Genomic DNA, 26953 nt, shown 5'->3' on the forward strand with positions numbered 1-26953 from the left:
GGGGTGCAGTTTACCCTGCGGCTACCGGTGTTTTGGGCGGCCATGGTGGGCATTGGCCTCCAGGCTGCCAGTGGGGGGTTTCCGGTGCCCATTGAGCGGGGCATCACCATTTTGGGGCAGGGGGCGATTCCCCTGGCGCTGCTGACTTTGGGCATACAGCTGGCCCGCACGCCGCTGGTGTTTGGCCGCCATGAGCTGCTGGGGGCAGGGCTGCGGCTGGTGGTGTCGCCGCTGCTGGCCTACGGTCTTGCCTCTGGACTGGGCCTACAGGGGCTCGATCGCCAGGTGGTCGTGCTCCAGGCGGCCATGCCCGTGGCGGTAAACTCGCTGATTTGGGTGACGGAGCTGGGGGGCGATCGCACTCGGGTAGCCCGCACCATCGTGCTTTCAACCTTTCTCAGCCTGTTTACGCTGCCAGTGGTGCTGTGGCTGAGCAGCCAGTAAGACCGATTTTGGATTGGCGATTTTGGATTTTGGTCAGTAGTCTTGTAGGGGAAAACGACGTTTGCCCTGCCTAGTTGAGGGCAAGCCGATTGCAGGCAATGAGCTTGCCCGACACCTGGCAATTTCGGGATTGCTGGGTGCAGGTATGAATCAAAAATCAGCTATCCCCGGTAGGGGGCGAATGGCCATAAAGCCTCTGGCTTGGCTATGCCTACGCCCTTACCCAAATTCATACCGTTATTCAGCAGCGTCGCAATTTCTAGCCTGGTCGTTTTATAAATGTCTAAGCATCCATATGTCGTAATTGCTTACTCACCCTGCCCTGACACCCAAAATTGTCCAACTACAGCCTTATTCGTGTTGCTTAAGTACAGTCCAAAGGGAACAGGGAACAGGGAACAGGGAACAGGGAGTAGTAGGTGACAGGGAACAGAGTGTACTTGTTGCACTTGCACAACGCTATAAGTTGTCCGACCAGGATGCTGATGGTTTCAGCACCTGGTTCATCGGGGTATCTAATTTGGTTCAATTGTACTATTATATTGAAACGAGGGCAGTGCATGTTGGTTGAGGTTGGCGCAGCATGCCTTTTCCAAAAGGCAGCTACAATTTTCGACTGATGTGGGGTTTACTAAGGGCAGCTGTTGGGCTGCTGCCCTCAGCGCCTACCTTTCTATCCGTGTGATTTTTCTCCAGGCAGCTATGGCATCTAAACGTAACGACGTCACCGAAAAGCAAAAGGCGCTTTCCATGGTGCTCAACCAGATTGAGCGCAACTTTGGCAAAGGGGCGATCATGCGCTTGGGGGAAGCCAGCCGCATGACAGTTGAGACGATTCCAACTGGGGCTCTGACCCTCGATCTGGCCCTCGGGGGCGGGTTGCCCAAGGGTCGCGTGATTGAGATCTATGGCCCCGAAAGCTCGGGTAAAACCACCGTCGCCCTGCACGCCCTGGCTGAGGTGCAGAAGGCGGGTGGGGTGGCTGCCTTTGTCGATGCTGAGCACGCTCTCGACCCGGTCTACGCCAAGGCCCTGGGGGTAAATATCGACGAGCTGCTGGTGTCGCAGCCCGACACCGGGGAGATGGGTTTGGAGGTGGTCGATCAGCTAGTGCGATCGGCGGCGGTCGATGTCGTTGTGATTGACTCGGTGGCAGCTCTGGTGCCTCGGGCCGAGATTGAAGGCGAAATGGGCGATGCCCACGTCGGCCTTCAGGCTCGCCTCATGAGTCAGGCGCTCCGAAAAATTACCGGCAGTATTGGTAAATCCCAGTGTACGGTGATTTTTCTCAATCAGCTGCGGCAAAAAATTGGCATCTCCTACGGCAATCCAGAGGTCACCACCGGGGGCAATGCCCTCAAGTTCTACGCCTCGGTACGGTTGGATATTCGCCGCATTCAAACGCTGAAAAAGGGTACCGAAGAGTATGGGATTCGGGCCAAGGTTAAAGTCGCTAAAAATAAGGTGGCACCGCCTTTTCGCATCGCAGAGTTTGACATTCTCTTTGGTCAGGGCATTTCAACGATGGGTTGTCTGGTCGATCTGGCCGAGCAAACCGAGGTGATCACTCGTCGAGGTGCTTGGTACAGCTACGAGGGCGATAATATCGGCCAGGGCCGTGATAACACGGTGCAGCGACTGCTTGAAGATGCAGAATTTGCGGCCCAGGTCGAGATCCAGGTGCGCGAGAAGCTGGCCATCAACGGGGCTGCGGTTGTGGTCGAGGAACCCGACGACGATGCCGACGTCTTGCTGGAAGATGAAGCGTAGCAGAGCCAGCTCTGACCCGAGATAGTGGCGCTTTGGCAGGGGGCAGGGGAGGATAGAACTGCGCCCATTACCATAGCCCTATGGATAATTCCCGAAATCGTGCTCAGTCTGGCCTGGGTCTAGCCGTTGCCACCGCGATCGCGATCGTTGGTTCGGTGGTGTTTAACACCCTATTCAACCGATTTCCGCCTGGGGGCCAAAATGTGGGAGAAATTGCCAATACCGTGCTGGCAGGCGTGTTGATTACCCCGGCTAACTATGCTTTTGCGATCTGGGGCCTGATTTATTTGGGGTTGTTCGCCTACGGAATTTACCAATTTCATCCCCAACGGCGGCAAGATGGACAGCTCCAACGGGTCAACCAACTGGTGATTGGGGCTTGCGTGGTGCAATCAATCTGGATTTGGCTGTTTTCTCTACAGCAGTTTGCCTGGTCGGTGGTGGCGATGGCAGGGCTATTGGCCCTCCTCATCGGCATTTATTTGACGCTGAATATCGGTCGCAACGGTAGACAGTCGATCGCCAACAATCGGGTGTCACGACGGCGTCGCTGGATGGCTGACATTCCCTTTAGCCTTTACCTGGGCTGGATAGCGGTGGCGACCATCGTCAATGTTGCTTCGGCGCTCTACGCTGCTAACTGGGCTGGGTGGGGGCTATCTCCCGTGGCCTGGACGGTGATCATGATTGTGGTGGCGGCTTTACTCGGTGAAGTCGTGGTTTACCAGCGCGGCGATACAGCATTTATCCTCGTGTTTGTCTGGGCTTTGGTGGCGATCGCAGTGCGCCAGAGCGATATCTCCATCATTCGATTGGTCTCACTCACCGTTGCGGGGGTGCTAGTAGCCTGGTTGATTTGGGTCAACGTTGGTTGGCCCCGGCGATCTTAATCTCTGGCCAGAGTTGCCGCCGCCCACCATCGAGCAAGCTCAGTGGAATAATGGGGAGATAGTGTTTTTCGCTACCGACCTTTAAATCGCGGCCCATGACCTCTGAACCCAACTCAATGCAGCCCTGGCTGTCGCTTAAACGGCTTTTTCTCATCATTGTGACGGCTCTGGTGGGGCTGGTGCTCATACAATCGCTGCTCAGCAGTTGGAACGAGCCCCAGGTGGCCAGCCAGCTTCAGCTCTATCAAACCGATCTGCTGCTAGAAGGGAGCGCTTGGCAGGGAGCTGGGTTACCCGACGACCAGTGGGCTACCATCCGTACGGGTTTGCTCGGCAAAGACCCCGTTGCCACCGCTAAAGCACAGTACGAAGAGGTGCGGGCAAAAGCTACCGCAGGAATGGCCCAGTGGCGCAGTCAGACAACCACGCCAGTGGATGGTTTAGCCGATGAAGCTAACGCGGGTAAGCCTCTGGCGCGGCGGCTGCAAACCGCCCTCACTCAACAAGAAAGACTGGTGCAGCGCCTCGATCTGCGTTTAGGGCTGATGGAGGCGTATCAGGGCAATCCCGAAGCTGCCATTGCCCGCTGGAATCGGGTGCGCGACAGCGATACCGCTACGGCCCCCGACCTGCGCACAGCAGACACGCTCATTCGGCTGTGGCAAGACAACCCAGTTACCCCTGAGGATAGGGTTTGGCTGCAAACGTCCCTCGATGGCTGGTTTCAATACCGGGCTCTGGGCCAGTTTTACCAACTCCAGGGCACAGCCATCGATCGCACTAAGCTGCAAGATCTGGAGCAATATACGGCGCAGAATAAGCTGGTCAAGCTGGCTCTAGTGGCGACCATGCCGGCATTGGGAGCCGTAGTTGGGTTGGGGCTGATTGTGGGTCTCGGGGCTCAGCGAGTGCTGCAGGGGAGCCGATCGGTGCTGCGGCAAAATGCCGATCGCGGCTGGGACATTCCCTGGACGGGGGAAACGATCTGGCAGGTGCTCATTTTGGGGTTCTTTTTTGTAGGGCAAATCTTGCTGCCGCTGGTGTTAGGCAGCCTGGGCTTGAGTGGCAGTAGCTTGAGCAGTCGTGGGCGAGCTATTTTCTCACTGGTCTACTACCTGCTGATGGCGGCGGGGTCTCTCGGAGTGCTGTGGTGGTCGATTCGCGCCTATCGTCCGGTACCGAAGCAGCTGTTTCGGATTCGACTCACGGGTGCGGGCCTGCTGTGGGGGGTCGGGGGCTACTTTGTGGCCCTGCCGCTGATGTTTGGCGTAGCGTTACTCAACCAGCAAATCTGGCAGGGGCAAGGGGGCAGCAACCCGCTGCTGCAAACCGTACTCGAAGAGCAAGACGGGGTAGCTCTGATGGTGTTTTTTCTAACGGCAGCGGTGGCAGCTCCCATCTTTGAAGAGATTTTGTTTCGCGGCTTTTTGCTACCGTCGCTGACGCGATATTTGTCGGTGGGGTGGTCAATTGTAGTCAGCGCTTTGATTTTTGCGACGGCCCACCTGAGTCTCTCGGAGGTGCTGCCACTGACGCTGTTGGGGGCAATTTTGGGGTTTGTGTATACGCGATCGCGCAACCTGATCTCCCCCATGGTGCTCCACAGCGCCTGGAACAGCGCCACCATGCTCGGGCTATTTATTTTGGGAGGATAGATCGTTTGAACTAAGGAAAGCTATCATAGCTCCATGATTACCTTGCTCCACCTGTCTGACATCCATATGGGCAGCGGGTTTACCCACGGTCGTCTCAACCCCGACACCGGCCTTAATACCCGCCTCGAAGACTTTATTGCAGCCCTCACCCGATGCATCGATCACGCCCTAGAGGCATCGGTTGACCTGGTGCTGTTTGGCGGCGATGCCTTCCCCGACGCCACCCCTCCGCCCCTGGTACAGCAGGCCCTGGCAGGCCAGTTTTGTCGGCTGTCAGCGGCGGGGATTCCGACGGTGCTGCTGGTAGGCAACCACGATCAGCACGCCCAGGGGTTAGGGGGCGCTAGCCTCTCGATCTATCGCACCCTGGGCGTACCCGATGTGGTCGTAGGCGATCGCCTCGAAACCCACCGCATTGAAACTCGCCATGGCCCGGTGCAGATTGTGACGCTGCCCTGGCTGACCAAATCTACCCTGCTCACCCGACCCGAAACCGAAGGGCTCTCCATGGCCCAGGTCAACGAGGTGCTCTTAGATCGGCTGCGGGTAGCTCTGGAAGGAGAAATTCGCCGCCTCGACCCCGAGATACCCGCCATTTTGCTGGCCCACGCCATGGTCGATACCGCTAGCTACGGGGCCGAAAGGTTCCTGGCCGTAGGGCGTGGCTTTACTATTCCCATGGCCATGCTGGCCCGCCCCTGCTTTAACTATGTGGCCCTGGGCCATGTGCACCGCCACCAGGTACTCTGCGAACAGCCCCTGATGATCTACCCCGGCAGCATTGAGCGGGTAGACTTTAGCGAAGAGTCTGAGACTAAGGGCTACCTGCTGGTGCAGATTGGGCCTCACCACACCGAAGCCGAGTTTTGCCCGCTGCCGGTGCGCCCATTCAAAACTATTCAGGTCGATCTCACCGGGGCCGACACCCCCCAGCAGGCTCTGATACAGGCCATTGCCAAGGTCGATATTACCGATGCGGTGGTGCGCTGCCTCTATACCCTGCGTGCCGATCAGGTCGATCTGATCGACCAGTCGGCCCTCGAAACAGCGCTGGCTGCCGCCCACACCTACAGCCTTCAGCCTGAGACCAAAACCCAGATGAGCCGCAGTCGCCTGCCTGAACTGGGTACCGACAGCACCCTCGACCCCTTGGCTGCGCTCAGCACCTACCTCGATAATCGTGACGACTTAGGCGATATCGCCCAGAGCATGATGACCGCAGCTACTGCGCTGCTGGCCGATGAAACGGGGGTCGATGTGCCCGTCGATGACACCGATCTCGACCTTGACGATATGGATCACCTCGCCCTCGAAGAAACTGTCCAGCAACTGCGTTTGCTTTAGCATTGCGACGTAACCGCTTGCACGACCGTCCCTTGCAGTACCATTGAGCCCAGACCTTGAGCCAGTGGAAACCTGTCGGCCCATGAATGAGGGCGAGTACCAACGCCGCATTAGCTATCGCCTGCTGCTAACGACCCTGTGGGCCACCCTGCTGCTGCTGGCGGTGGAGGCAATTGGTGGATGGGCCAACCAGTCGCTGACGCTACTAGCTGAGTCATTGCACACCCTAGTCGATGGGTTTAGCACTGTGCTGAGTCTGGTGGCGGTTACATCACCTCAGCGGCAAATGGGCCGCGAAGTGTGGGGTCACGGGCGGGCCGAAGTGGCGGGCACACTAATGTTGTGCGCGTTTTTAGGGTTTACCGGGGTGAGCTTGCTGTTCATCGCCCTGCGACAGATTTTTAGCGGTCTAACCGGGGCCAATGACCCCTTTCCGGTCTTGATCGATCCTCAGGTGCTGCGGTTTACGGCGGCCATGGTGATTCTCAATATCGCCCTGGGTATCTATGCCAGCTACCAAGCCCGCAGCCTGAGTAGCCAGGCTCTCAAGCTCAACACCAAGCACTTCTTAGCCGATGCCTGGCTGAGTATTGTCATGGTGGGAGTGCTGCTGGCCATTTGGCAAGGTCAGCGCTGGCTGGATCCAGTGTTTGCGCTGCTGCTGCTACCGCTGGTCGGTCGGAGTCTGTGGCGGGTGCTCAACGAGCAGCTCCCCATGCTGTTACGCCCCACCGCGATCGCCCCCGAAGCCATTGCCCACATTGCCACCCAGGTGGAGGGGGTGACCCGCTGTACGCGCATTCGCTCTCGGGGCATGGTCGGTCGCCAGGTATGGGTAGAGATTCACCTGGTGCTGCACCCAGAGTTTACCGAGTCGGCAGAGGCGATCGGTGAGCAGATCGACGCCCTCTTGCGCCACCGCTACGGCCCCCTGCGCACCCAGGTCTGGGTTGACCCCGCCCGCCCTCACCAGGACATTTTTGCAGAACCAGGGATGCCGAACTATTTGCCGCCCTCCTCAAACGGTGGCAACGACTGGGCCTAACGAAAATCTCTACGCTCCCGGCCCATTCTGCATCGGCCCCAAATATCGCGTCAGGTAGGGTGAAAAGACTTCGTAGATCAGCGTCAGGGGTTTGCCCCGGTGCCAAAACAGGTAGTGTCTACCCCAAAAAGGGCCAGCCTGGTCGAAGGCATCTTCTAGCGCGGCAGAGTCACCGTAGTAGAGGCCCTGAATATCGCGGTAGAGCTCCGTGCGCAGGCGGGTCAGGCTAGCCCAAATGGGCAGCGATTTATTTTGCAGATACTCATCGACATGGCTGGCCTCCCACCAGGAAGCCGCGTAGGCGAGCCGTTGCCCCGAAGCTGTCCGCAGCCACACCTGACGGCGCAGGCGAGGGCCGGGCACGACTCGAATAATATCTGGGGCACCGTCGAGATCCATGCCCACGGGCGACATGTCGATGACATCAACCTCAGTGCGATCGCGGGTTAGGAGCTGCAGGTGACGCGTAGGTGATCCATCCCCCAACAGCAAGATTTGCCAGGCGGGTGCCAGTTGGTCGTGGGGTAGCCCCTTTTGCACCGTGGGCTGACCGGCCTGCCAACGAGGGCTGAGAGCGTGCCAGCTGCCGGGCATCGCTGGATCAAGAATGGGCTGTAGGGCAGAGGTCAAGGGTGTTACAAAAATTCACGTCCTATCTCTATGCTATCGCGACACCATTCTCCTTTCCAGCCAAATCCCAAGAATTAGCGCGACCTACAGTCAGTCAGGTCGAAATTTTGACCATGATGGTCGGCGAGCCTGCTGGGCAAACCCCACCTAGAGCATTACTCTACTGTCAGCAGAAAACGCCCCTGGCCGCCCCGCTGATAGCTGTTTACTAATACCCTGTATAGACCGTTGCGAGGTAGCCGGACGGCCACTTCTGAGTTAGTGGTGTTGGTATTGATGTCATCGTTTTCGCCAATCCGGTTGCGGTCTTCATCGAGCACAATCAAGTAGGTGTCAAAGTCAGGACTCTCCAGGCGAACCGTTACTTCCTGCCCAGCCTGACCCTGAAACGTAAATTCTTGAAAGAATGACCCATCTCGTAGGGTGAGATCGCCCGGCCCTAAACTACCCTGCTGTCGCACAATAGCACTTCCCGAGGTATCGCCCCCTGGAGCTGGTGCAGCTGCACCAGCTCCATTCTGGCTGAGGCGGAGTTGATAGCGGCCCGACTCTCCCTGGGCTAGGGCATTGGCTAACACAATGTACGACCCGCTAAAGGGCAGTTGCACCGAAATGCGCGCATTCAGACCACCGCCGCTGTCATCGTCTTGGATAGAAAATTCCTCGCGACCATCGGCCAGCAAAATCAGGTACGGGTCAATGTCCTGGCTGGTCATGTCGATGGTAATGGTTTGTCCGGCCTGCCCTTCAAACCTATAGGGGTTGTATAAGCTGCCGTCGGGCAATGTGTTACTGGCGCCATCGAGCTGACCCTCGGTCGTGGCCCCCACGTCGATCGGGGTAGGAGCACGGCGGCTCCGGTTAGCCGAAGAAGAAACGGTCGCTGTACCTGCGCGTACTGAAGCCAAAAAGGTCTGCACCGCATTGGTGGGAATGGCAAACCCAATGCCCACATTGCCACCACTGTTGCCGGTCGTAAAAATCGAGGTGTTGACACCAATTAGCTGACCGCTGCTGTTGAGTAATGGCCCGCCCGAGTTGCCGGGGTTGATCGCGGCATCAGTCTGAATTAAGTTACGTTCCGGGTCAATGCGGCTAATAATACCCACGGTGAGCGTACCCTGTAAGCCAAAGGGGCTGCCAATAGCAAAGGCACCCTGACCGACGCGCACCGAGTTAGGCGGCGCAATGGTCACCGTAGGCAAGCCATTGGGGTTACCTCGTAGCTGTACCGCAGCTAGATCTAGCCGATCCTGTCCGTAGCCGACTACGTCGCCCTCAAAGGTACGGCCATCGGCGAGGCGGATAGTTACCACCCGGTCAGCGCCAACCACATGGGCGTTGGTGAGGACGAGACCGCTGGCATCAATAATAGTGCCGCTACCGCCGCCGCCGCGTGTATTGACAGCCACCACGGCTGGGCTCACCTGTTCGTACACTCGGATCGTCGTAGCCTCGTCAACAGATGACTGAGCCTGGGCCGGAGGTAACCCTAAGGTTTTGAGACCGAAGGTGCCGCTGAGCGGTAAGCCCCCGAGCAGCGTTCCTACTATCAACGACCCCGCTGCCAACCGTTGGAATGCCGCCTTTGCCATAGCTCTTAGATGTGCCTTTAAATCTCAGTATTTACTAGTCTGGGGCGATGCCTGATACCTAATATCTACCTAGTCTGCCCCTATTGTCAGGATATATTGCCGTCCTTAGATCGAGCTGAGTCACGAGCCACTTTGCCCACAGGCACGAGACTTGGATTTACCCTTGAGCCTGCGGCGGGCGTAGGGATATTGGCTGGATATTGGCTGGGAGACCGCAGCCCTGATCGATCTAGGCAGAAGATCACAGTGGTGCACGCAGTCAATGCTGTTTTGATTAAAATATGGCTGTCGATGGGTGCAGCCATCACCAAGGTTATGGCTCGGCAATAAGTTTTTGACGAAATCTACTGCTTGCGCAGCGTAACAGATCGAGCTTGAAAGTTTAGTTCCAGCTCTGCGCAACGTAGGATTGAGTTACGATTGCTCCTAAATGGTCAGGTTCATGCCCGATCCGAATTCCAAAGTACCATCAACCGATCTGGCTGCCCTCGACTGGATAAGCGGTAATGAGGCAGTTGATGGTCGGTTGAATGTCGCTCAGATGATTTCTTTGATCGACAGTATTTTGCCTTTTGAAGCCTGTCTTTACCATGAAATTATTCCTCTTTCGGTAGAGTCAAGCTGCTTACATCTAGGTATGGTTCACCCCACTGATACCGTGGCCATGGATTATGCCCGCAAACAGGTTTCGTTTATTCACTGCTCGGTCGTGTCGTGGCCTGTAACCTCTGATTGGCAGCGCAAAGTGCTGTCTAAGTACTTGAGCCATACGGCTCGTGCCAAAACTCAAACTCGCTCTGCCCAAATACCCCAGGGCCCCAGCCCCCGAGAAGAGTTGCTCACATTTATCGTCGATAGTCCTGAGATTCTTCAAACCGAGAGCCTCGCCCCGCCGACCACCAACCCTACTCATCTTTTAGCCCCTAGCTCAGGGGCGGAGACGTCGCCAATGGTAGCGGAGCCGCCATTGGCATTTGCGTTTGACGCTGCCGTCACCCAGGTTCCTCTCCAGCGTCTCCCTTACTTACCTCCGCCTGAGTTGACTCAGGCGCTGCTCAGCCAAGTGCTTACCTCCGGCATTGGGCGGCTATTTTTTGAGCGGGGCTCGACCCATGGTCGGGTGTTATGGAGCAAAGATGGTGTCGTGCAGGCGGTGCTGAAAGCGTTGAGCCTCGATCAGTTTCAGGGCGTGATCAATGAGCTCAAGCGGCTGCATCATCTGCCGCTGCTACCCACCACTCAAACCAAGCAGGTTGATATTGAACGTCTGTACAAGGGCGATCGCGTATTGCTACGTCTGCGTCTGACAGTAGGCAACCATGGTGAAGAAGCGACACTCCAGGTATTGCGGGGAGCTGCCCTCACGTTTTATCAGCGACAGCAGCTCAAACAACTGGGCGAAGATGCTCTAGGCGTAGCTCAAACCCTGCAAAAACGCATCATCGAAATTCGAGAGCGCGCTCGTCAATCACTCGTACCCAAATCGCCCTCGGCTCGCAACTTAGCAGAGCTGAGTGAACTGCTCAAAACTATGGAAAAAGAACTTGAAGAAATCAAGCGGTTATCAGAGAACACAGAGTAACCGACACAGCCTAGCGCTCTGACTTAGTGCCCCAAGCGCTGGTCATTCGACCAAAGTTGACCCGAAACTCATCGAGCCCCACTAGGCTACCTGGACGATCTTCGTCCCACGACGCCGACAGCACGCCGTAGGTAAGCCCCACAACACCCAGGCCAAAACAGCCCAGGGTGACCAGCAATACAAAGTAAGACGGTAGCTCCACCACCTGATTGACTACTAGGTAATAACTCACAAAGAATGTGATTATCCCCATAGCTGTAGGAATGCCAGAGAACGTCAGCATACGGCGCAGCATACGACTACTCACGGCTTCCGGAATGGCAGCGCTGGCAGACTTATCAGCGGGCTGATCCCGTTTGGCAGCACTAGTGGTTTTTTGTTTGGGTGAAGCTGCTTTTTGCTTGGTTCTAGCTGATTTAGAGGTTGATTTTGCCGATGATTTTTGTTCAGCGGTAGCCTTGCTAGAACCCTTCCCCCCTGGCTCAAAGGGCAGACGCTGACGAGAAGAGGATTCGGGAGCCATAGAAGCTACATGGTGACAACAAACGCTGGGACTAGGAGGTGATCTAGCCGCGGATACCAAGCTTTTTGATCAGGGCTCGGTAACGCTCGGAATCTTGCTTTTGTAGATAGGCCATTAAGCGCTTGCGGTGGCCAATCATCTTGAGTAGACCACGGCGAGATGAGTAGTCTTTTTTGTTCTTTTGCAGGTGAGCACTGAGCTGATTGATGCGGTCAGTGAGCATAGCAATCTGTACATCGGCGGAGCCGGTGTCGGTGTCATGCACCTGATAGTCGGAAATGAGTTCCTGCTTGCGCGCTTGCAACAGAGTCATGGGAAAGTCAACTTCTCTAGAAGGATAGTTTTTTGAGCCAGGATTAATCAATATAGCATGGCAGGGCGGGCCACCATCCACCTTGAGAGAATCTATTGACTCAGCCATGCGATCGCATCTCGCACCCAGCTTTCTGGGTCTGCCGTCTTTTGCAGCGTCGAGTTTCGCCCTACCGCTTGAAGCGCTTGGAGAATCTCGCTCTGCCCGTAGCCCAGGGCACTGAGGGTGGCTTCAACTTCTTCATAGAGGTTGGGGGCCGGTGCGGCGGTGGGCATCAGCCCTATCCCCGACTGAGTTTGCCAGTCTTGTAGTTTAGCCTTCAGCTCTAGGACGAGCCGTTCGGCGGTTTTAGTTCCCACGCCCGGTGTGCGAGACAGCAGTCGGGTGTTGCCACTGACGACGGCTTGGGTGAGTTCGGCCTGGCCCAGGGTGTCAATCAGGGCCAGCGCCATCTGGGGGCCAATGCCGCTGACGCTAATCAAGAGGCGAAATAGGTCACGTTCTTGGCGCTGGCCAAAGCCAAAGAGCACGGCTTGATCATCGCGAAAGTAGAGGTGAGTAAAGAGCTGCACCACCTCGCCCAGGGACGGCAGCAGGGATAGCTGGCGAGCCGGCACCTGCATGTCATAACCGATCTGGTTGACATCCAGGGTGACGATGATTTTGTGGTTGCCGGGTTTTTGCAGATCGGCCAGTACTCCCTTGAGGTAGCTGATCATGAACTGGTATCAGGCTTTTGAGGAGAACGGGAACGCTCGGGTCGGGGTTCCGAACCCTTGCTATAGGGAGCTCCCTTACTGCCCTTGGGGCGCTGGGGCACTGGAACCGACGCTGGCGCGTCGAGGGCAGGTTTGAGGTGATTGCGACCGTTTTGAATAATGTGCAGCATTTGAGAGAGCTGCTGCTCTACGTTAGAGAGCACTTGATCAGCATAGCCGTCGGCTTCTTGCTGAATCATATCTTGTTCGGCTAGGGCCTTTTGGCGCAGAGCCTCCCATTCTCGCTGGGCCTGGAGCTGCATTTGCTCGATATCCCCCAGCACCTGGGTACGAAGTCCATCACACTCCTGCTGAGTTTGGCCTTTGATCTGCTTGGCCATTTGCTCGGCCTGGTGCACAATGCCAAGCTCGTCAAGCATTTGGGCAGCCTCCTGCTCTGCGGCTGCGATCAAATCCTGGGCATAGCGCTCGGCTTCGGCCATCAGCGTGTTGCGCTGCTGCAAAATCTGCACGGCCTGCCTAAAGGCCGGAGGCAGGTTCAGGCGAATGGCATCGAGCTGGTCGAGTAGCTGGTCTTCGTCGATCAGAGTGCGCCCACTAAAGGGAACCCGCGGACTCGCGAGGATCAGTTCTTCCAGTTTGTTGAGCTCTTGCTGGATGTCGATATCGTCGGGGTTAGGCAGCGCTGACCCACCGTCAATGGCCCCTACTGGCAATCCATTGGTCTGGGTGCTGGCGCTGCGGAGTTGGGCATTGGGGTGGGCTGGGTCTGGGCGTAGCATTGGCAAACGTCTCGCGCTACATGATGGGGAACAAGGTGGTCAATGGGGCCGCCAAAGCGGGCAATTTCTTTGACCAGACTACTGCTGAGAAATCCATATTCTGTGGAGGTTGAGAGAAAAAGGGTTTCGATATCGTCGGCCAAGGTTTTATTAGTATGCGCCATTTGCAGCTCTTTTTCGAAATCGGAGAGCACTCGTAGCCCTCGTAGCAATACCCGAGCGTGGCGCTGGCGAGCATAGGTAATGGTAAGACCGTCGTACTGATCGATCTCGACATTGCCGAGATGACCCACCGATTTCTCAATTTGGTTGATGCGCTGGCTGGTCGAAAACATGGGTACCTTGTTAGGGTTACTCGACACCAATACAATCACCCGCTCAAACAACCGACTGCCACGAGTAATAATGTCGACATGGCCCAGGGTAATGGGGTCAAAACTGCCGGGGTAAATGGCAATCAAAATAGACCCTCCCAGTGTGAATGTGGCGATTATAGCTAAATTATGGCTGGGTGCAGAGCCTAGGTTGTCGAGGATGCCGTGGCAGTGAGCCGCTTGCAATAGACGCGATCGCATCGCGCCGTCTCCACTCCACTGGTCGGTTTATAGCCGTTGGCTTCGTAGAGTCTGACGGCTGCCTTCAGCACTGAGGCGGTTTCGAGCCAAATTTGATCAAAGCCCCGTTGGCGAATGGCAGCTTCTACCGTGGTCAGCAGGTAGCGCCCTAAACCCTGCCCGCGTGCCTGGGGCAGGAGATACATTTTGCGCAGCTCTACAGCACGATGGCGATCGTGCTTCTGGGGGCGATCGCCCCGGTGAGTAGGCCGATAGCCGACTGTACCGACCACCTTGCCTGCCGCCTCTACCACCCAAAACTCGCCGCCAGTCTCCCAGTAGCAGGCTTCGACCTCTTGGGCATCGCGATCGCTCGCTGTTGGCTCACAGGTGAGGCTGTACTCTTGCAGCACCTGGGCAATTAAGTTAGCGGCGGCATCGCGATCGCTGGGTTGCCAACTGCGAATCAGGTAGGGGCCAAAGGTGCTGCGGTGTTCTAGGGGCATGGGTCTAGCTGTGAATCCGGGGTTGAGTATGCAGACTAGCCAAAATAGCGCTCTCAGCAGTAGCCAGTTGCCCGAGGCGATCGGCCACCTCGCCCGAGGGGAACCGGCCTGTGGCCAGTATCCAGTAGGCTCCATAGTGGCGGGCTTCCGAGACCATGAGGCTGCGATAAAACTGGGCCAACGCCGGATCGAGGCAGTGCTGGGCTAGCAAGCCCAGGCGCTCGTGGCTGCGGGCTTCGATCAGGGCCGAGACCAGCAGGATATCGAGCTGGCGATGGGGCTCGACCGACCGTACCTGCTGGCGCAGGGCTGCTCCGTAGGGAGGCGGTGGCAACGGCCCCAGCGGAATGCCACGACGTTCTAGCCACTGATTGACCTGGGCGAAGTGGGCCAACTCCTCCTGGGCGATCGCGGTGAGCGATTGAACCAGTTCTCGGTCAGATGGGTAGCGGTTAATCAGGCTGAGGGCGACGCCAGCGGCCTTGCGCTCACACTGGGCGTGGTCGAGCAAAATGATATCCAGGTTAGCCAGGGCCTGTTCAACCCAGGCTGCGGATGTCGGCGTTTGCAGAAATTTAACCGTGGCAGTAGCCATAGCATCACAGCAGCAGCTTGATGGAATTGATGCGTTGCCAAGCCCAGGTGCCCGTGGGGGTCATGCCAATTTAGCGGCTCAGCATCTTGAATGCTAACTCAATGATCACCCTCGGGCGCAATTCCACCGGTATGAGTGCCTAACAACCCTTGAGATGGCGCACGAGTGCCTGTAAGCCCAAACGATAGCTGTCGGCCCCAAAGCCACATATCTGACCGACAGCAACTGCCGCAATGTAGGAATGATGGCGAAAAGCCTCGCGCTGGTGAATGTTGCTGAGGTGCACTTCTACCGTTGGGATGCCCACCGCTGCGATCGCATCTCGAATAGCCACGCTAGTGTGGGTATAGGCCCCAGGATTGATCAAAATCCCATCCTTTTGACCAAAAGTTGCCTGAATGCAATCGACCAAAGCTCCTTCACTATTGGATTGAAAACAGGAAAGCGTAGCTGCCAACATCTCAGCTTCAGCCACTAGGGTCTGCTCAATGTCAGCCAAGGTTTGATTACCGTAGATAGCTGGCTCCCGTAGACCCAACAGGTTGAGATTGGGGCCGTGAATTACCTGTAGCTTAATCAAAGAATTGTTCCCTCTGACACCCTAGTACTCCACGGCGCAAGTTTAGATACTATTTCTTAGGGCTAGGGAGCCAAGCGATCCGGAACGGTGGACACATTTCAGCCTTCGAGTACTAGAGGAAGCCATACCGAGCATTCAAACCTCTTTTTCGACTATGCATCACACCAAGCATCGCCCTAAACTTTCGCAATCAACACAATTGCCGAATGCAAGCAGGGATGAAAATAAGCAGCGGTTGAAAGCGCTTTAGCGACGAGGTTCTTCAACCGGAATGGGAATGAGGTCGGGTTCACCTTGAACCTCGGGCCCTAGCAGAGCTTCAATGACTCTATCAACCCATTCACGCAGTTTTTCGAGAGCCTTTTCGATGTAATCCATTTAGGGCAAAACTCCTTACTGGCACACGCTACCCCGGCTGCTCTTGCCTAAACGGACTCAACGCCCGATATGGGGTCTGCATTTATCCATAATTACATAATAGCCAATTGAAGGGAAATAGCCAATTGCAAGAAATGATCAATATCATCACGGTTACAGTAGGTTGCGCCGCAGGCCGTCGAGAGCCGAGAGACTACTGAGCTGGCGTACCCAGTCGCGCCCTCGGTAGCCAGAAAACTCGTGCCGGTAGCTCATGACCTCTCCGCTGGGGGTAGCTAGGCCAATGTAAACCAATCCCACGGGCTTAGTCGGGGTACCCCCCATCGGCCCAGCAATACCAGTAATACTCAAAGCCCAGTCGGTTTGCAGAAGTGCTTTCACCCCCAGGGCCATTTGTTCAGCTACCGTGGCGCTGACGGCACCCTGCTCGGCCAAGACGGTGCTATCGACCTGCAGTAAATTTATTTTCACCCGATTGTCGTAAGCAATAACCCCGCCGTAGAAGTAAGCCGAGCTGCCCGCGATGGTAGTCAGCAACTGTCCTAAGCCGCCACCGGTACAAGACTCGGCGACGGCCAGAGTTTGTTGTCGTTGCAGCAGTAAGTTACCGACCACCGAAGCTAAAGAATCGTCGTCGGCTCCGTAGCAATCATCGCCAACTAAGGCACGAATGCCGGCCTCTACGGGCTGGATTTTTGCCCAGGCTATGGAGGGGGAGTCTGCTCGCACGCTAATGCGCAGTTTCGCTTCGCCTTTGCTGGCGTAGGGGGCAACGGTGGGGTTGCCCTGGCTGAGGTAGGGGGCTACTCGCTCGGCTAGAGCCGACTCGCTAATACCCCAAAACCGCAGCATACGGCTGACGATGGTGGCGGTAACCCAGCCCTGGTCATGCAGGTAAGGTACAGCGGTTTCTCGCCACATGGCCTGCATCTCTCGGGGTACGCCAGGAAATGTCATCAACGTGAGCCGGGGGCGGGGTGACCAGATAATACCTGGGGCGGTGCCCTGGGAGTTGGGCAGTACCCTCGCCCCCTCCGGTAGCAAGGCCTGTTTTCGGTTGCTAGGGGGCATGGTACGCCCCCGGGCCGTAAATTTAGCTTCGATATCGGCCAATAGGGCCGGGTACTCGACCAAGGGGGCACCAAAGAAATCAGCTAACGTCTCTAGGGTGAGATCGTCAGGGGTCGGGCCCAGGCCGCCGGTGAACAGGAGCAGTTGCGATGTCTGAGCAGACTGTTGTGCGCATCGATCCTGGGCGGTGGTGACCACTTGCTGAATGCGAGCGGGGTTATCGCCCACCACGGTCTGGTAATAGTGGGCGATGCCCAATGCTGCTAGCTCTTTAGCCAAAAACTGGGCGTTGCTATTGAGAATATCCCCCAGCAGCAGCTCGGTACCGACACAGATAACTTCTGCATGCAAGGGAGCTGACGCCAGAGGCTCGGCCTCTGAAAATTTAGGGTCGGGGCTCTGGCTCATGGAACATCCTTAGGGCTAAAGAAGCGACGCCGCCGCGATCACCGGGGCGCAATAGTGTCATTATGGCCATTGCAGGGTAGCCAGGAAAAGCCTGTTTGGCCCATTTAGTCCGTTCCATCGATTGATTTTCAATGGGAGAAAGCTCTATGGCAGGTTGGAGCGATGGTCAACGATCGACGCTTGGGGGCGATGGTCAACCCTCTGTTTTCGGGGGCGATCGCAAATCTGGCTGGACCCAAGGGCTGCTGGCCCTACTGCTAGGCGGCTTGATCTATCGCACTATCGTTGCCCTGTGGATGCTGCCGGGCTTTGATGAGGCCTACTACTACCTCTACAGCCGCTACCTCAGCTGGAGCTACTTTGACCACCCGCCTATGGTTGCCTTGACAACCGGGGTCGGCTGGTGGCTCACCGGGGTCATTTCTCCATTCACCATTCGGCTCGGAGCACTGGGGCTCTACAGCATCAGCCTGGGGATGCTATACCTGGCGGCGACCCGACTCTTTTCAGCTGCGGTAGGGCATATGACCCTGGCAATTGTGACCCTGATGCCGTTGCTCACGATCGGCTTTGGCATTCTCACGTCGCCCGACAATGGGCTAATTTTTTTCTGGAGCGCCACGCTATTGGTAGCGGCCTGGGAGTTCTTCCCCTCCAACAGTCGTCTGAACCGCTACGGATTAATTAATGCGACCTATGTGCCGACCTGGCGCATCGTGCTGCTGGGACTGACCGTGGCCCTGGCCGGGTTGAGCAAATACCACGGCTTTGTGCTGGGCCTCTGTTTGGTAGGGTTTTGTGTGGCCTACCGGCCCTACCGAGCAGTGCTGCGATCGCCCTGGACGATGCTATCCCTGCTTGTCTTTGGCATCGCTCTCTCCCCGCTCTGGTACTGGAACAGCCAGCACGACTGGATTTCCTTTCGCTTTCAGCTGGGTATGCGGTTTGATGGCACGACCAGCCCTAGCGGCTTTAGCCTGGGGCAAATGATGGGCTACTGGCTGCTGTCGATTGTGTATCTGTTTCCGCTGTTTGGCTTCCCCCTCTGGTGGGTAGCCGCCCGGCAGAGCGGTAAACAGGTGCTGTTCTGGTTCTCTCCCAGCCTCAGCCGGGGCGAGGCTCAATATCATTACAGACAAGCTCTGATTCTCTGGTTGTCGCTGCCCATTATGCTGCTATTTACGCTGCTGGGCGGCAAGCAGCAAATTTTGCCCGCTTGGCCTGCCCCTGGGTACTGGGGTATGGTGATTTTGCTAGCGGCTCAGGCCTTGGTCTGGCAGCGTCATCGGCCTCGGTTGATACGTCGCTGGCTGTGGGGCTCGGGGTTATTTTTAGCCTCCCTATCCCTGGTGGCACTGCTGCATCTGCGGCTCGGTATTCTACAGCAGCCCAGTACCTACGCTATCTTTGGTGGCCTTGTGCCAGTCGAGCAGGATGGCTCCACTGAACTGATTGATACAAACCAACTGAAGCGTTTATTTGAAAGCACCCCAGCAGTTAGCCAAGCGCTGGATGAGGTGGGCTTTGTCTTTACCAACGAATATTATCTAGGGGGCTATTTTGCTATGGCAATTCATCCCCTGGTCGATTTGCCAGTGACGACCTTTAGCCAAGACCCGCGCGGCTTTGCCTTTTGGTTAAACCCGGGAGACTGGGTTGGCCAAGACGCACTCTATATGACGCTTGAGCGCTTTACTGAAGACGAAGCCATTCTCGACGGTTACCGCCCGCTGTTTGACGACATTGCCCCCCTCACCACGGTCTCCCTGAAGCGAGGGGGAGCCGTGACCGAAACGATTCACGTCTATCGAGCCAATCATCTGCTGCGGGCCTATGAGTATCCCTATGGCCCCTCAGCGCGTGCGTTGGCGGAGTCGCCAGCCGGTGTAGCTGAGTAATGCCGTAGTGGCTAGCGCATAGACCAGGCCGCTGGGCACGCCAGCAAAGGCCAATGCCAGTGTGCCTGCCCACAGGGTCAGGACGTAGATAAATAACACCGTTACTCGATGAGATAAGCCGGCTTTGAGCAATCGGTGGTGGAGGTGACGCTTGTCGGCGACAAACGGCGATTTGCCTTCCCGCAGGCGATCGACGATGACCGCCGACATATCGAGAATCGGCACGGCCAAAATTAAGTAGGGCAGCAGCACAGCCGCTGTGGTGACGGTTTTAACTAGACCAATGACCCCCACTCCGGCCAGGGTAAAGCCCATAAAGTAAGCGCCACCATCGCCCATAAAAATTTTAGCGGGGTTGAAGTTGTAGCGTAAAAACGCCAGCGCACCGCCCGCCAATGCTGCGGCAATCAGGGCCGCAGCAGGTTGATTCATATAAAGACTCACCACCAGCATGACCAAGGCCGCAATGCCTGAGACCCCAGACGCCAAACCATCGAGGCCGTCAATCCAGTTGATAGCGTTAGCCATGCCGACCAGCCATATAATCGTCACCGGTAGACTAATCAAGGCAGGCAGCTGCGTCAGCCCGTAAAAGGGAATGGTGAGAAAGTCGATGCTGACACCTACGTGCCAGGCCATAGTGGCTACGGTTGCCTGCATAAATAGACGACTGATGGGCGACAGACCAAATAGATCATCGGTAAGACCAATGAGAAAAAAGGCTAGTCCACCTAGAGTCACCCCCCAAATTTGAAACTCCTGGGGGGGTGCCAGATAGGCGCCAGTGGAGTCAATAAAGCCGCCGAGAGACCACACCAACAGCAGCGCCAGGAGGGTGCCTAAAAAGATTGAAATGCCTCCTAAGCGCACCATGGGCTTGTCGTGCACTTTACGCCCGCCAGGCTGGTCTACCCGCCCACTCTTAAGGCCTATCCGGCGCACGATAGGTGTTGTGCAGAGTACCACCGCAGCGGAGATACCAAAGGCCAACACGTGATAGAAAACGAACGGCATCCTCACCCCTCCTAATTGGAGACCCTTGTACTCTGTCTAGCCAGGTTCTATCCCAGCATCCTACAGTGCCTACTGGCTTCAGCTCGACCCGGGGTAAACGCCCTGGTCGAATCATCATTGCGGTCTTAAACAGTCCATAGGATAGGCCGAGTCTTGCTGAACAGGCAAAAACTCCATGCAATTATGACAGATCATTAAGGTGTGACCCTAAATTTCTGCAATATTGCCTGGAGCTGACTATCCGCTCTTAGGGTGAGGGCAAGCGCACCTCTGGTTTGAGGGTTTAGATGAGCGCCGGTACCAGAGCGCTTAAGTGGGGGTACAGGGGAAAGCGATCGCATAGTGCGGCCACCCGGCGCTTGCACTGCTCGGCGATGGTGGCATCGTCGGGGTTCAGCAGGCAATCGGCTATGATATCCGCAATTTCGGTAAACTCGGCGTCACCCATGCCCCGCGTAGTCATAGCGGGCGAGCCCAAACGCAGCCCACTGGTCACGAAGGGGGATTCAGGATCGTAGGGCACGGTGTTTTTGTTGGCGGTGATGTTGACCGTGCTGACTAATTGATCGGCGCGCTTGCCAGTCATGCCAATGGAGCGCAAATCTACCAGCACCAGATGGTTGTCGGTGCCATCGGAAACCACCTTAAAGCCCCGTTGCTGAAGCTGGGCTGCCAGACGCTTGGCGTTGGCAATCACCTGGGCAGAGTAGGTGCGAAACTCGGGCTTGAGGGCCTCGCCAAAGGCCACGGCCTTGGCGGCGATCACGTGCTCTAGCGGGCCGCCTTGGCTACCGGGAAACACGGCCTTGTCGAATTTTTTGCCCAACTCTGGGTCGCGGGTCAAAATCATGCCACCGCGAGGCCCACGCAGGGTTTTGTGGGTGGTGGTGGTGACCACATCGCAGTAGGGCAGAGGGTTGGGGTGCTGGTTAGCCGCGACTAGACCCGCGATATGGGCAATGTCGGCCAATAGATAAGCCCCGACTTCATCGGCGATCGCACGAAATTTCTCAAACTCGATGGTGCGGGGGTAGGCTGAGTAACCGCAGATAATCATTTTGGGACGATGCTCTAGCGCTAACGCCCGAATGGCATCAAAGTCGAGCTGCTCAGTATCGCGGTGGACGCCGTACTGGCACACTTTAAACCACTTGCCCGAGACATTAACCGGCGACCCATGGGTGAGGTGGCCACCATGGGAGAGATCCATCCCCAAAATGGTATCCCCAGGCTTGAGCAGCGCTAGAAACACAGCAAAATTAGCCTGGGCACCCGAGTGGGGTTGCACGTTGACGTGGGCTGCCCCAAAGAGTTCTTTGGCGCGATCGATGGCAAGCTGCTCGGCCTCATCCACAACGGCACAGCCCCCGTAGTAGCGCTTACCAGGCAGGCCTTCGGCGTACTTATTGGTTAGCACTGATCCCTGGGCGGCCATCACCGCTGCCGAAGTGAAGTTCTCGCTAGCGATGAGCTCTAGGTGGTCGCGCTGGCGTTGCAGTTCTCGCTGTACGATGCCAGCGAGCAGCGGGTCAGACTCCTGGAGTAGATCAAAATTGGTTTGAGGCACGGGCAAGGCTCCCAACAATTGACAGAACTATAGATACTGACGAAACAGATAAACCAAAGGGGACTCGATACAAAATAGCTGAGAGGGTGCCTTTCCCCACAGATGGCTTGTGGCTACTCACCAAAAATTTTTGCAAGAACCTCAGCTTTGGTTAGGTTTACTGCACTAGGCCTTGACAGCCTGGAGACACCGGTAGCCTCGTTATGCAGTTGTTGTGCAGTTATGTATCTTATCGGGGTTGGCTCTGAATTGGATAGGTCTGTGGCCGCACTGGGCTAGATCAACAAGCATCGGATTCTGAATTTTCGGCCAAATGTTACGGATTGCAACATATAATCTTTAAGATGAAAGCAGGCACAGGGTTGCTTCGGAGAATAGGCCGATTTCAACTGTTTTGCCAAAGTTGGGTGCAGTTGTGAGAGGCTAGGTTAAGCAGAATTGCCTGTAGTCGGTTTGAGATTTATATTCTCCAGGTTTGGGTCATTAATGCTGCAACTGACGGATTCTCCCCCCATTCAGTCCCTATCCTCCGTTGAGGATGCCTATGAGCTGTGCCGCCGGGTGACAGCCAAGTATTCCAAGACGTTTTACACTGGCACCATGCTGATGGCTCCCGCCAAGCGGCGAGCGATTTGGGCCATCTATGTCTGGTGTCGGCGGACGGATGAATTGGTGGATGGACCCCAGGCGCAGTTCACCAGCGAAAAAACGTTGGATCGGTGGGAAGCTCAGCTGGAGTCCATCTTTGCCGGTTGCCCGGTCGATGACGAAGATGTGGCGTTAGTCGATACCCTAGAGCAATTTCCCCTCGACATTCAACCCTTTCGCGACATGATCGCAGGTCAACGGATGGATCTGCACCGTTCTCGCTACGAGACATTTGAAGATCTAAAGCTCTATTGCTATCGAGTGGCTGGCACCGTAGGCCTGATGTCGACTACGGTGATGGGGGTTGATGCCCAGCTCCAAACGGCTCCCTGGAGTAAGCAGCAGGCGCTTGACCCCATTCCCCATGCGATCGCCCTGGGTATTGCCAACCAGCTCACCAATATCTTGCGCGATGTCGGTGAAGATGCACGTCGGGGCCGTATTTATTTACCTTTGGCCGACTTGGCAGCCTTTGACTACACCGAAGCAGACTTGATCGCCGGTGTGGTTGACGATCGCTGGTGCGCCCTGATGACCACTCAAATTGAGCGAGCGCGGCACTTCTATGCCGAGGCCGAAAGCGGCATCGGGCTACTGAGTGAAGATGCTCGCTGGCCGGTCTGGACGGCATTAGCGCTCTATCGCCAGATTTTGGACGTGATTGAAGACAATGGCTACGACGTGTTTAGCCAGCGGGCCTATGTTCCTTCTTGGCGTAAGCTCATCACGCTACCCAAGACCCTGATCAAAGCTCGGGTGCTTTAGCGCTTGACCAATTTGATGGGGTGTAAGGCAAGTGGCCTTTTCAAGCCGAAGGTGAGAATATTTATTAAGATATATGTAGATATTTAAATGTATTCCGCCTGCTGCATCTTCATATACTATGACGCTTCCCAACCATACGGCTCCAGCAGCATCGGCCCATGACGTGGCTCAAGGGTCAAACAGCTGGAAAATTAAATTGCTCTACGATGGCGACTGTCCGCTGTGTGTGCGGGAAGTTAAATTCCTGAGAAAAAAAGATGGCGGACGTGGATTAGTCGCGTTTACCGACATTGCCGCTGCTGACTATGCAGCCGAAGACAATGGTGGGGTTGATTTTGCTACCGCTATGGGGCGCATTCACGCAGTGCTGCCCGATGACACGGTGATTACAAACGTAGAGGTGTTTCGCCAGGTCTACGCGGCGCTGGGTATCGGCTGGATCTATGCCCCCACAGGTTGGCCCGTCATAGGTGGACTGGTGGACTGGGTCTATGGTCTTTGGGCTGACTGGCGACTGGCGATTACCGGCCGCCCTAACCTCAAAACCCTACTGGCTGAGCGTGAGGCTCTGTCGCGCAAGGGTTGTGGCGATTCGACAGATAAATCGGCGCAGAGTCACTGTCGGATATAAGTCCAGGGTTGCATGGCTATTGCAGGAACATTCTGAGCGCTTGGCAGGTTAAGAATTCTCTCAGAGATCCCCGACCTCCGGCTATTTTTACGACAATCAAGAGCAATGGGTCTACTGGCCGCGCGGCTCAGGGTGTTTCGGCAAACTCACGCTGACCACCGCCACCAAGGAGACTCACCCGATGAAACTGGCCTACTGGATGTATGCCGGCCCGGCACACATTGGCACCCTGCGCATTGCTAGCTCGTTTAAAAACGTACACGCGATCATGCATGCGCCATTGGGAGATGACTATTTCAACGTTATGCGATCGATGCTAGAGCGGGAGCGCGACTTCACTCCCGTCACAGCTAGCATTGTCGATCGCAACGTCTTAGCGCGCGGCTCCCAAGAGAAGGTGGTCGATAATATCGTGCGCAAAGACAAAGAAGAGCGCCCCGATCTAATCGTGTTGACGCCCACCTGCACCTCTAGCATTTTGCAAGAGGATCTAGCTAACTTTGTGCAACGGGCCAGCCTCGATGCCCAGGGCGACGTCATGCTGGCCGATGTCAACCACTACCGGGTGAATGAGCTGCAAGCCGCCGATCGCACCCTACAGCAGATCGTGCAGTTCTACCTCGCCAAAGCCCGCAAGCAGGGCACCCTGCCCGCAGGTAAAACCGAGCAGCCTTCGGTGAATATCATTGGTTTGACTACCCTGGGCTTCCACAACAACCACGACTGTCGCGAGCTGCGCACCCTGATGGCCCAGCTCGGCATTGAGGTGAACCTGGTCATGCCCGAGGGGGCCAGTGTCCACGACATTAAAACCATGGGGCGAGCCTGGTTTAATCTGGTTCCCTATCGCGAAGTGGGGCCGCTCACGGCTGAATATCTCAAAGATGAGCTGGGCATGCCCTACGTGGATATCACCCCCATGGGCATTGTCGAAACCGCCCGCTGCATTCGTGCGATTCAAGCCGTGCTGAATGAGCAGGGAGCTGAGGTCAACTATGACGACTTTATCGACGAACAGACCCGGTTTGTGTCCCAGGCCGCCTGGTTCTCCCGCTCCATCGACTGTCAGAATCTAACCGGCAAAAAGGCCGTGGTGTTTGGTGACAGCACCCACGCCGCCGCCATGACCAAGGTACTGGCCCGCGAGATGGGTATTCACGTAGTGCTAGCGGGCACCTATTGTAAGTGCGATGCCGACTGGTTCACTGCCGAGGTGGGCGAGTACTGCGACGAGATTTTGATCAGTGAGGATAACGGGGAAATTGGCGATCGCATCGCCCAGCTTGAGCCTGCCGCCATCTTTGGCACCCAAATGGAGCGCCACGTAGGCAAGCGGCTCGATATTCCCTGCGGTGTGATTGCCGCACCGATTCATATTCAGAATTTTCCAGTCGGGTATCGCCCATTCATGGGCTACGAAGGAGCCAACCAGATCGTTGACCTGGTCTACAACTCCTTCACCTTAGGCATGGAGGATCACCTGCTGGAGTTCTTTGGTGGTCACGATACCAAAGAGGTCTTGACCAAAACCATGAGCGCCGATGCCGCGGGTCTCGACTGGAGCGCTGACGGTCTGGCGGAGCTGCAAAAGATCCCCGGTTTTGTGCGCGGTAAAGTCAAGCGCAACACCGAAAAATTTGCCCAGTCCCAGGGCATCAGCAGCATCACCGCCGAGGTGCTCTATGCCGCCAAGGAAGCCGTAGGGGCATAACCCTGGCTCTAAACAACTTGCCGATCCGTAGGGGGCTAGCATGCTAGCCCCCTACGGGTTTAATATCGGCCTAGCCTCCCTGACAGCCAATCCAGGTGCCCTGGTCTTGGTACATGAAAGGTGTGCCAGTCTCACAAACCACCACAATGGCGCTCTGAGGGCCTGGAATTGTCACCTGAGAGACTGTGCCGCCAACGGGGCTGGGCACATCCGCAATCACGGGTTCGGTTAGACCAGACTCAGGCCCCACGCTGTCGCCGGGATTAGGCACCTGGCAACCGACCCAGTTCATTCCCATATCGGTATAGGCAAAGGGTACAAACCCTGCCTGGTCGCAGGCCACCAGTACCCCCGTTTGGGGCCCAGGCAAGCGCAGCTGTTTAACGGTACCGCCTACGGGGCTTTCGACATCGCCAAAGAACAGGTCCATAGTGGCAGCGGGCTCTCCGCTCTCTGGGGCTTCAGGATCTACCAGCTCGACCGGAGTGGTGCAGGCTACAGCACTCAGAAGGCAGGCCGCTGATACTGCGCTGAGTCGAGTCCAGGGCCTAATCTGAGCTGGGTGATGGGAACGGAATAAAACCATGATTGACTTACCTGAGATGAGGCATATTCGCAGCATAGGGGATGATCAGCGCTCTTTTAACCGAGGGGTGGGGTCGGGCTGGTACTGAGACAGACCTGCTAACGGCCATATTCTGATACGCTGTTTCCGCAGATGAATGTCTGGACTATGATGGCTTAGCGTTTTTACTGGAGCAGTTTCCAATGTCTCGTTGGTATTCAAAGGCGGTGGCTTGCGGCGCTTTGGCTCTTGGGGGTATTGCTTTTTCAGCAGTTGCTCCTGGGCTGGTTAAAGCAGACTTTACCATTGCCTACTGCAATGGCGAAAAAGTAGCCACCAATATCTATCGCAGCGGTGATCCAGAAGCGCCATCGTCAGCACTTAACATGCGGCTCTATGCTAGGGCCGATCGGGCCGTTTTTCTCGATACTGCCGCCAACCGTGAGCCTAATCCTGAAGGCTACAACTACAGCAATATTCGGGGCGAAAATCAGTGGACGCTCTTTATTGCCAACTCACCGGAATCGCCCTGTACCCTGTTGCGCAACGGAGAAGTCTATGACCAGGGGACAGTGACAATGCGTGAGCCGCCCAGCACCGGTCTCTAGTACTCCACAGCGCAAGTTTGTATACTATTCCTTAAGGCTAGGGAGCAGCGATTATCTTAAATGTCAATGAAAGCCAGCTCAAAAGAGAGTGCCCCCTGGCTGGACCGCTCGATTAGGCAGGGGCATAACGGGCCGTCACGGATTCATCCTGCCAGGACGTCC

Annotated in this window: 27 protein-coding genes; 12 read left to right on the forward strand and 15 right to left on the reverse strand. The window is 56.3% G+C overall.

Going from position 1 to position 26953, the window contains the following annotated elements; all coding sequences use genetic code 11:
• From IQ254_RS16230 to IQ254_RS16255, 6 genes are all read left to right on the forward strand, one after another.
• Positions 1-444, forward strand: a 444-nt coding sequence (locus IQ254_RS16230; RefSeq protein WP_193967206.1) for an AEC family transporter, incomplete at its 5' end; no start/stop codon positions are given.
• A gap of 702 nt (positions 445-1146) precedes the next feature.
• Positions 1147-2214 carry a recombinase RecA gene (gene recA / locus IQ254_RS16235; protein WP_193967207.1) on the forward strand — a complete coding sequence of 356 codons (1068 nt, stop codon included), beginning with the start codon at positions 1147-1149 and terminating at the stop codon, positions 2212-2214.
• 80 nt (positions 2215-2294) lie between these two features.
• A complete protein-coding gene (locus IQ254_RS16240) occupies positions 2295-3104 on the forward strand; it encodes a tryptophan-rich sensory protein (protein ID WP_193967208.1) in 810 nt (269 codons plus the stop codon).
• A gap of 95 nt (positions 3105-3199) precedes the next feature.
• Positions 3200-4759: a CPBP family intramembrane glutamic endopeptidase gene (locus IQ254_RS16245; RefSeq protein WP_193967209.1), complete on the forward strand. Its 1560-nt coding sequence runs from the start codon at positions 3200-3202 to the stop codon at positions 4757-4759.
• Between the two features lie 33 nt (positions 4760-4792).
• Positions 4793-6103 carry an exonuclease subunit SbcD gene (sbcD, locus tag IQ254_RS16250; RefSeq protein WP_193967210.1) on the forward strand — a complete coding sequence of 437 codons (1311 nt, stop codon included), beginning with the start codon at positions 4793-4795 and terminating at the stop codon, positions 6101-6103.
• A 43-nt stretch (positions 6104-6146) separates the two neighbouring features.
• A complete protein-coding gene (locus tag IQ254_RS16255) occupies positions 6147-7148 on the forward strand; it encodes a cation diffusion facilitator family transporter (protein WP_228040789.1) in 1002 nt (333 codons plus the stop codon).
• A gap of 9 nt (positions 7149-7157) precedes the next feature.
• Here IQ254_RS16255 and IQ254_RS16260 read toward each other — a convergent pair whose 3' ends face one another.
• Together IQ254_RS16260 and IQ254_RS16265 are read right to left on the reverse strand one after the other, a co-directional pair.
• Positions 7158-7742 (reverse strand): chorismate lyase, encoded by a 585-nt coding sequence (locus IQ254_RS16260; protein WP_193967229.1) that lies wholly within the window; start codon positions 7740-7742, stop codon positions 7158-7160.
• Positions 7743-7933: 191 nt separating this feature from the next.
• Positions 7934-9373, reverse strand: a complete 1440-nt coding sequence (locus IQ254_RS16265) for a S1C family serine protease (RefSeq protein ID WP_193967211.1) — start codon at positions 9371-9373, stop codon at positions 7934-7936.
• Between the two features lie 442 nt (positions 9374-9815).
• On the opposite strand from IQ254_RS16265, the gene IQ254_RS16270 reads away from it, so the two are divergent.
• On the forward strand, positions 9816-10955 hold the full coding sequence (locus IQ254_RS16270; RefSeq protein WP_193967212.1) for a hypothetical protein: 1140 nt from the start codon (positions 9816-9818) through the stop codon (positions 10953-10955).
• Between the two features lie 10 nt (positions 10956-10965).
• On the opposite strand, the gene IQ254_RS16275 is transcribed toward IQ254_RS16270, so the two are convergent.
• The 10 genes from IQ254_RS16275 to IQ254_RS16315 form a co-directional block, all read right to left on the reverse strand.
• Positions 10966-11478, reverse strand: coding sequence for a PAM68 family protein (locus tag IQ254_RS16275; protein WP_193967213.1), 513 nt, complete (start codon positions 11476-11478; stop codon positions 10966-10968).
• A 43-nt stretch (positions 11479-11521) separates the two neighbouring features.
• A complete protein-coding gene (gene rpsO, locus IQ254_RS16280) occupies positions 11522-11791 on the reverse strand; it encodes a 30S ribosomal protein S15 (protein ID WP_193967214.1) in 270 nt (89 codons plus the stop codon).
• A 92-nt stretch (positions 11792-11883) separates the two neighbouring features.
• The gene (gene ruvA, locus IQ254_RS16285; protein ID WP_193967215.1) at positions 11884-12510 is read right to left on the reverse strand and encodes a Holliday junction branch migration protein RuvA; all 627 of its coding nucleotides are present in this window, start codon (positions 12508-12510) and stop codon (positions 11884-11886) included.
• Entirely contained in the window at positions 12507-13292 is a 786-nt protein-coding gene (locus tag IQ254_RS16290; RefSeq protein ID WP_193967216.1) for a hypothetical protein, read from the reverse strand. Before IQ254_RS16290 ends, ruvA begins: the two co-directional genes overlap by 4 nt.
• Complete coding sequence (coaD, locus tag IQ254_RS16295; RefSeq protein WP_228040794.1) at positions 13217-13753, reverse strand: pantetheine-phosphate adenylyltransferase; 537 nt, start codon at positions 13751-13753, stop codon at positions 13217-13219. The genes IQ254_RS16290 and coaD overlap by 76 nt, the downstream gene beginning before the upstream one ends.
• Positions 13754-13812: 59 nt before the next feature.
• A complete protein-coding gene (locus IQ254_RS16300; protein WP_193967218.1) occupies positions 13813-14352 on the reverse strand; it encodes a GNAT family N-acetyltransferase in 540 nt (179 codons plus the stop codon).
• A gap of 4 nt (positions 14353-14356) precedes the next feature.
• Positions 14357-14947, reverse strand: coding sequence for a tRNA-(ms[2]io[6]A)-hydroxylase (locus IQ254_RS16305; protein ID WP_193967219.1), 591 nt, complete (start codon positions 14945-14947; stop codon positions 14357-14359).
• Between the two features lie 139 nt (positions 14948-15086).
• Complete coding sequence (gene aroQ / locus IQ254_RS16310; protein ID WP_193967220.1) at positions 15087-15527, reverse strand: type II 3-dehydroquinate dehydratase; 441 nt, start codon at positions 15525-15527, stop codon at positions 15087-15089.
• A 246-nt stretch (positions 15528-15773) separates the two neighbouring features.
• On the reverse strand, positions 15774-15905 hold the full coding sequence (locus IQ254_RS32145) for a hypothetical protein (protein WP_255527011.1): 132 nt from the start codon (positions 15903-15905) through the stop codon (positions 15774-15776).
• Positions 15906-16058: 153 nt separating this feature from the next.
• Positions 16059-17327, reverse strand: coding sequence for a competence/damage-inducible protein A (locus IQ254_RS16315; RefSeq protein ID WP_193967230.1), 1269 nt, complete (start codon positions 17325-17327; stop codon positions 16059-16061).
• A gap of 203 nt (positions 17328-17530) precedes the next feature.
• On the opposite strand from IQ254_RS16315, the gene IQ254_RS16320 reads away from it, so the two are divergent.
• Positions 17531-19282 carry a glycosyltransferase family 39 protein gene (locus IQ254_RS16320; protein WP_228040792.1) on the forward strand — a complete coding sequence of 584 codons (1752 nt, stop codon included), beginning with the start codon at positions 17531-17533 and terminating at the stop codon, positions 19280-19282.
• Here IQ254_RS16320 and IQ254_RS16325 read toward each other — a convergent pair.
• Positions 19238-20296, reverse strand: coding sequence for a glycosyltransferase family 4 protein (locus IQ254_RS16325; protein ID WP_193967221.1), 1059 nt, complete (start codon positions 20294-20296; stop codon positions 19238-19240). The genes IQ254_RS16320 and IQ254_RS16325 overlap by 45 nt on opposite strands.
• 283 nt (positions 20297-20579) lie before the next feature.
• The gene (glyA, locus tag IQ254_RS16330; RefSeq protein WP_193967222.1) at positions 20580-21863 is read right to left on the reverse strand and encodes a serine hydroxymethyltransferase; all 1284 of its coding nucleotides are present in this window, start codon (positions 21861-21863) and stop codon (positions 20580-20582) included.
• Between the two features lie 486 nt (positions 21864-22349).
• On the opposite strand from glyA, the gene crtB reads away from it, so the two are divergent.
• From crtB to bchB, 3 genes are all read left to right on the forward strand, one after another.
• Positions 22350-23276 (forward strand): 15-cis-phytoene synthase CrtB, encoded by a 927-nt coding sequence (gene crtB / locus IQ254_RS16335; protein WP_193967223.1) that lies wholly within the window; start codon positions 22350-22352, stop codon positions 23274-23276.
• A 118-nt stretch (positions 23277-23394) separates the two neighbouring features.
• Entirely contained in the window at positions 23395-23907 is a 513-nt protein-coding gene (locus tag IQ254_RS16340) for a thiol-disulfide oxidoreductase DCC family protein (protein ID WP_193967224.1), read from the forward strand.
• Between the two features lie 181 nt (positions 23908-24088).
• Positions 24089-25618, forward strand: coding sequence for a ferredoxin:protochlorophyllide reductase (ATP-dependent) subunit B (gene bchB, locus IQ254_RS16345; RefSeq protein ID WP_193967225.1), 1530 nt, complete (start codon positions 24089-24091; stop codon positions 25616-25618).
• A 70-nt stretch (positions 25619-25688) separates the two neighbouring features.
• Here the strand turns inward: bchB and IQ254_RS16350 are convergent, their stop codons facing one another.
• Entirely contained in the window at positions 25689-26204 is a 516-nt protein-coding gene (locus tag IQ254_RS16350; protein WP_193967226.1) for a hypothetical protein, read from the reverse strand.
• A 182-nt stretch (positions 26205-26386) separates the two neighbouring features.
• Between IQ254_RS16350 and IQ254_RS16355 the strand changes: the two genes are divergently transcribed.
• Positions 26387-26791, forward strand: a complete 405-nt coding sequence (locus IQ254_RS16355) for a hypothetical protein (protein ID WP_193967227.1) — start codon at positions 26387-26389, stop codon at positions 26789-26791.
• Positions 26792-26953: the final 162 nt, after the last annotated feature.

Origin of the sequence: Nodosilinea sp. LEGE 07088 (assembly GCF_015207395.1) — a bacterium.
GTDB lineage: Bacteria > Cyanobacteriota > Cyanobacteriia > Phormidesmidales > Phormidesmidaceae > Nodosilinea.

Bases quoted from the DNA above. Each gene is read 5' to 3' on its own strand.
- recA (WP_193967207.1), top strand. From the start codon at position 1,147: ATGGCATCTAAACGTAACGACGTCACCGAAAAGCAAAAGGCGCTTTCC.
- IQ254_RS16240 (WP_193967208.1), top strand. From the start codon at position 2,295: ATGGATAATTCCCGAAATCGTGCTCAGTCTGGCCTGGGTCTAGCCGTT.
- IQ254_RS16245 (WP_193967209.1), top strand. From the start codon at position 3,200: ATGACCTCTGAACCCAACTCAATGCAGCCCTGGCTGTCGCTTAAACGG.
- sbcD (WP_193967210.1), top strand. From the start codon at position 4,793: ATGATTACCTTGCTCCACCTGTCTGACATCCATATGGGCAGCGGGTTT.
- IQ254_RS16260 (WP_193967229.1), bottom strand. From the start codon at position 7,742: ATGCCCGGCAGCTGGCACGCTCTCAGCCCTCGTTGGCAGGCCGGTCAG.
- IQ254_RS16265 (WP_193967211.1), bottom strand. From the start codon at position 9,373: ATGGCAAAGGCGGCATTCCAACGGTTGGCAGCGGGGTCGTTGATAGTA.
- IQ254_RS16270 (WP_193967212.1), top strand. From the start codon at position 9,816: ATGCCCGATCCGAATTCCAAAGTACCATCAACCGATCTGGCTGCCCTC.
- IQ254_RS16275 (WP_193967213.1), bottom strand. From the start codon at position 11,478: ATGGCTCCCGAATCCTCTTCTCGTCAGCGTCTGCCCTTTGAGCCAGGG.
- rpsO (WP_193967214.1), bottom strand. From the start codon at position 11,791: ATGACTCTGTTGCAAGCGCGCAAGCAGGAACTCATTTCCGACTATCAG.
- ruvA (WP_193967215.1), bottom strand. From the start codon at position 12,510: ATGATCAGCTACCTCAAGGGAGTACTGGCCGATCTGCAAAAACCCGGC.
- IQ254_RS16290 (WP_193967216.1), bottom strand. From the start codon at position 13,292: ATGCTACGCCCAGACCCAGCCCACCCCAATGCCCAACTCCGCAGCGCC.
- IQ254_RS16300 (WP_193967218.1), bottom strand. From the start codon at position 14,352: ATGCCCCTAGAACACCGCAGCACCTTTGGCCCCTACCTGATTCGCAGT.
- IQ254_RS16305 (WP_193967219.1), bottom strand. From the start codon at position 14,947: ATGGCTACTGCCACGGTTAAATTTCTGCAAACGCCGACATCCGCAGCC.
- IQ254_RS32145 (WP_255527011.1), bottom strand. From the start codon at position 15,905: ATGGATTACATCGAAAAGGCTCTCGAAAAACTGCGTGAATGGGTTGAT.
- IQ254_RS16320 (WP_228040792.1), top strand. From the start codon at position 17,531: ATGGCAGGTTGGAGCGATGGTCAACGATCGACGCTTGGGGGCGATGGT.
- IQ254_RS16325 (WP_193967221.1), bottom strand. From the start codon at position 20,296: ATGCCGTTCGTTTTCTATCACGTGTTGGCCTTTGGTATCTCCGCTGCG.
- crtB (WP_193967223.1), top strand. From the start codon at position 22,350: ATGCTGCAACTGACGGATTCTCCCCCCATTCAGTCCCTATCCTCCGTT.
- IQ254_RS16340 (WP_193967224.1), top strand. From the start codon at position 23,395: ATGACGCTTCCCAACCATACGGCTCCAGCAGCATCGGCCCATGACGTG.
- bchB (WP_193967225.1), top strand. From the start codon at position 24,089: ATGAAACTGGCCTACTGGATGTATGCCGGCCCGGCACACATTGGCACC.
- IQ254_RS16350 (WP_193967226.1), bottom strand. From the start codon at position 26,204: ATGGTTTTATTCCGTTCCCATCACCCAGCTCAGATTAGGCCCTGGACT.
- IQ254_RS16355 (WP_193967227.1), top strand. From the start codon at position 26,387: ATGTCTCGTTGGTATTCAAAGGCGGTGGCTTGCGGCGCTTTGGCTCTT.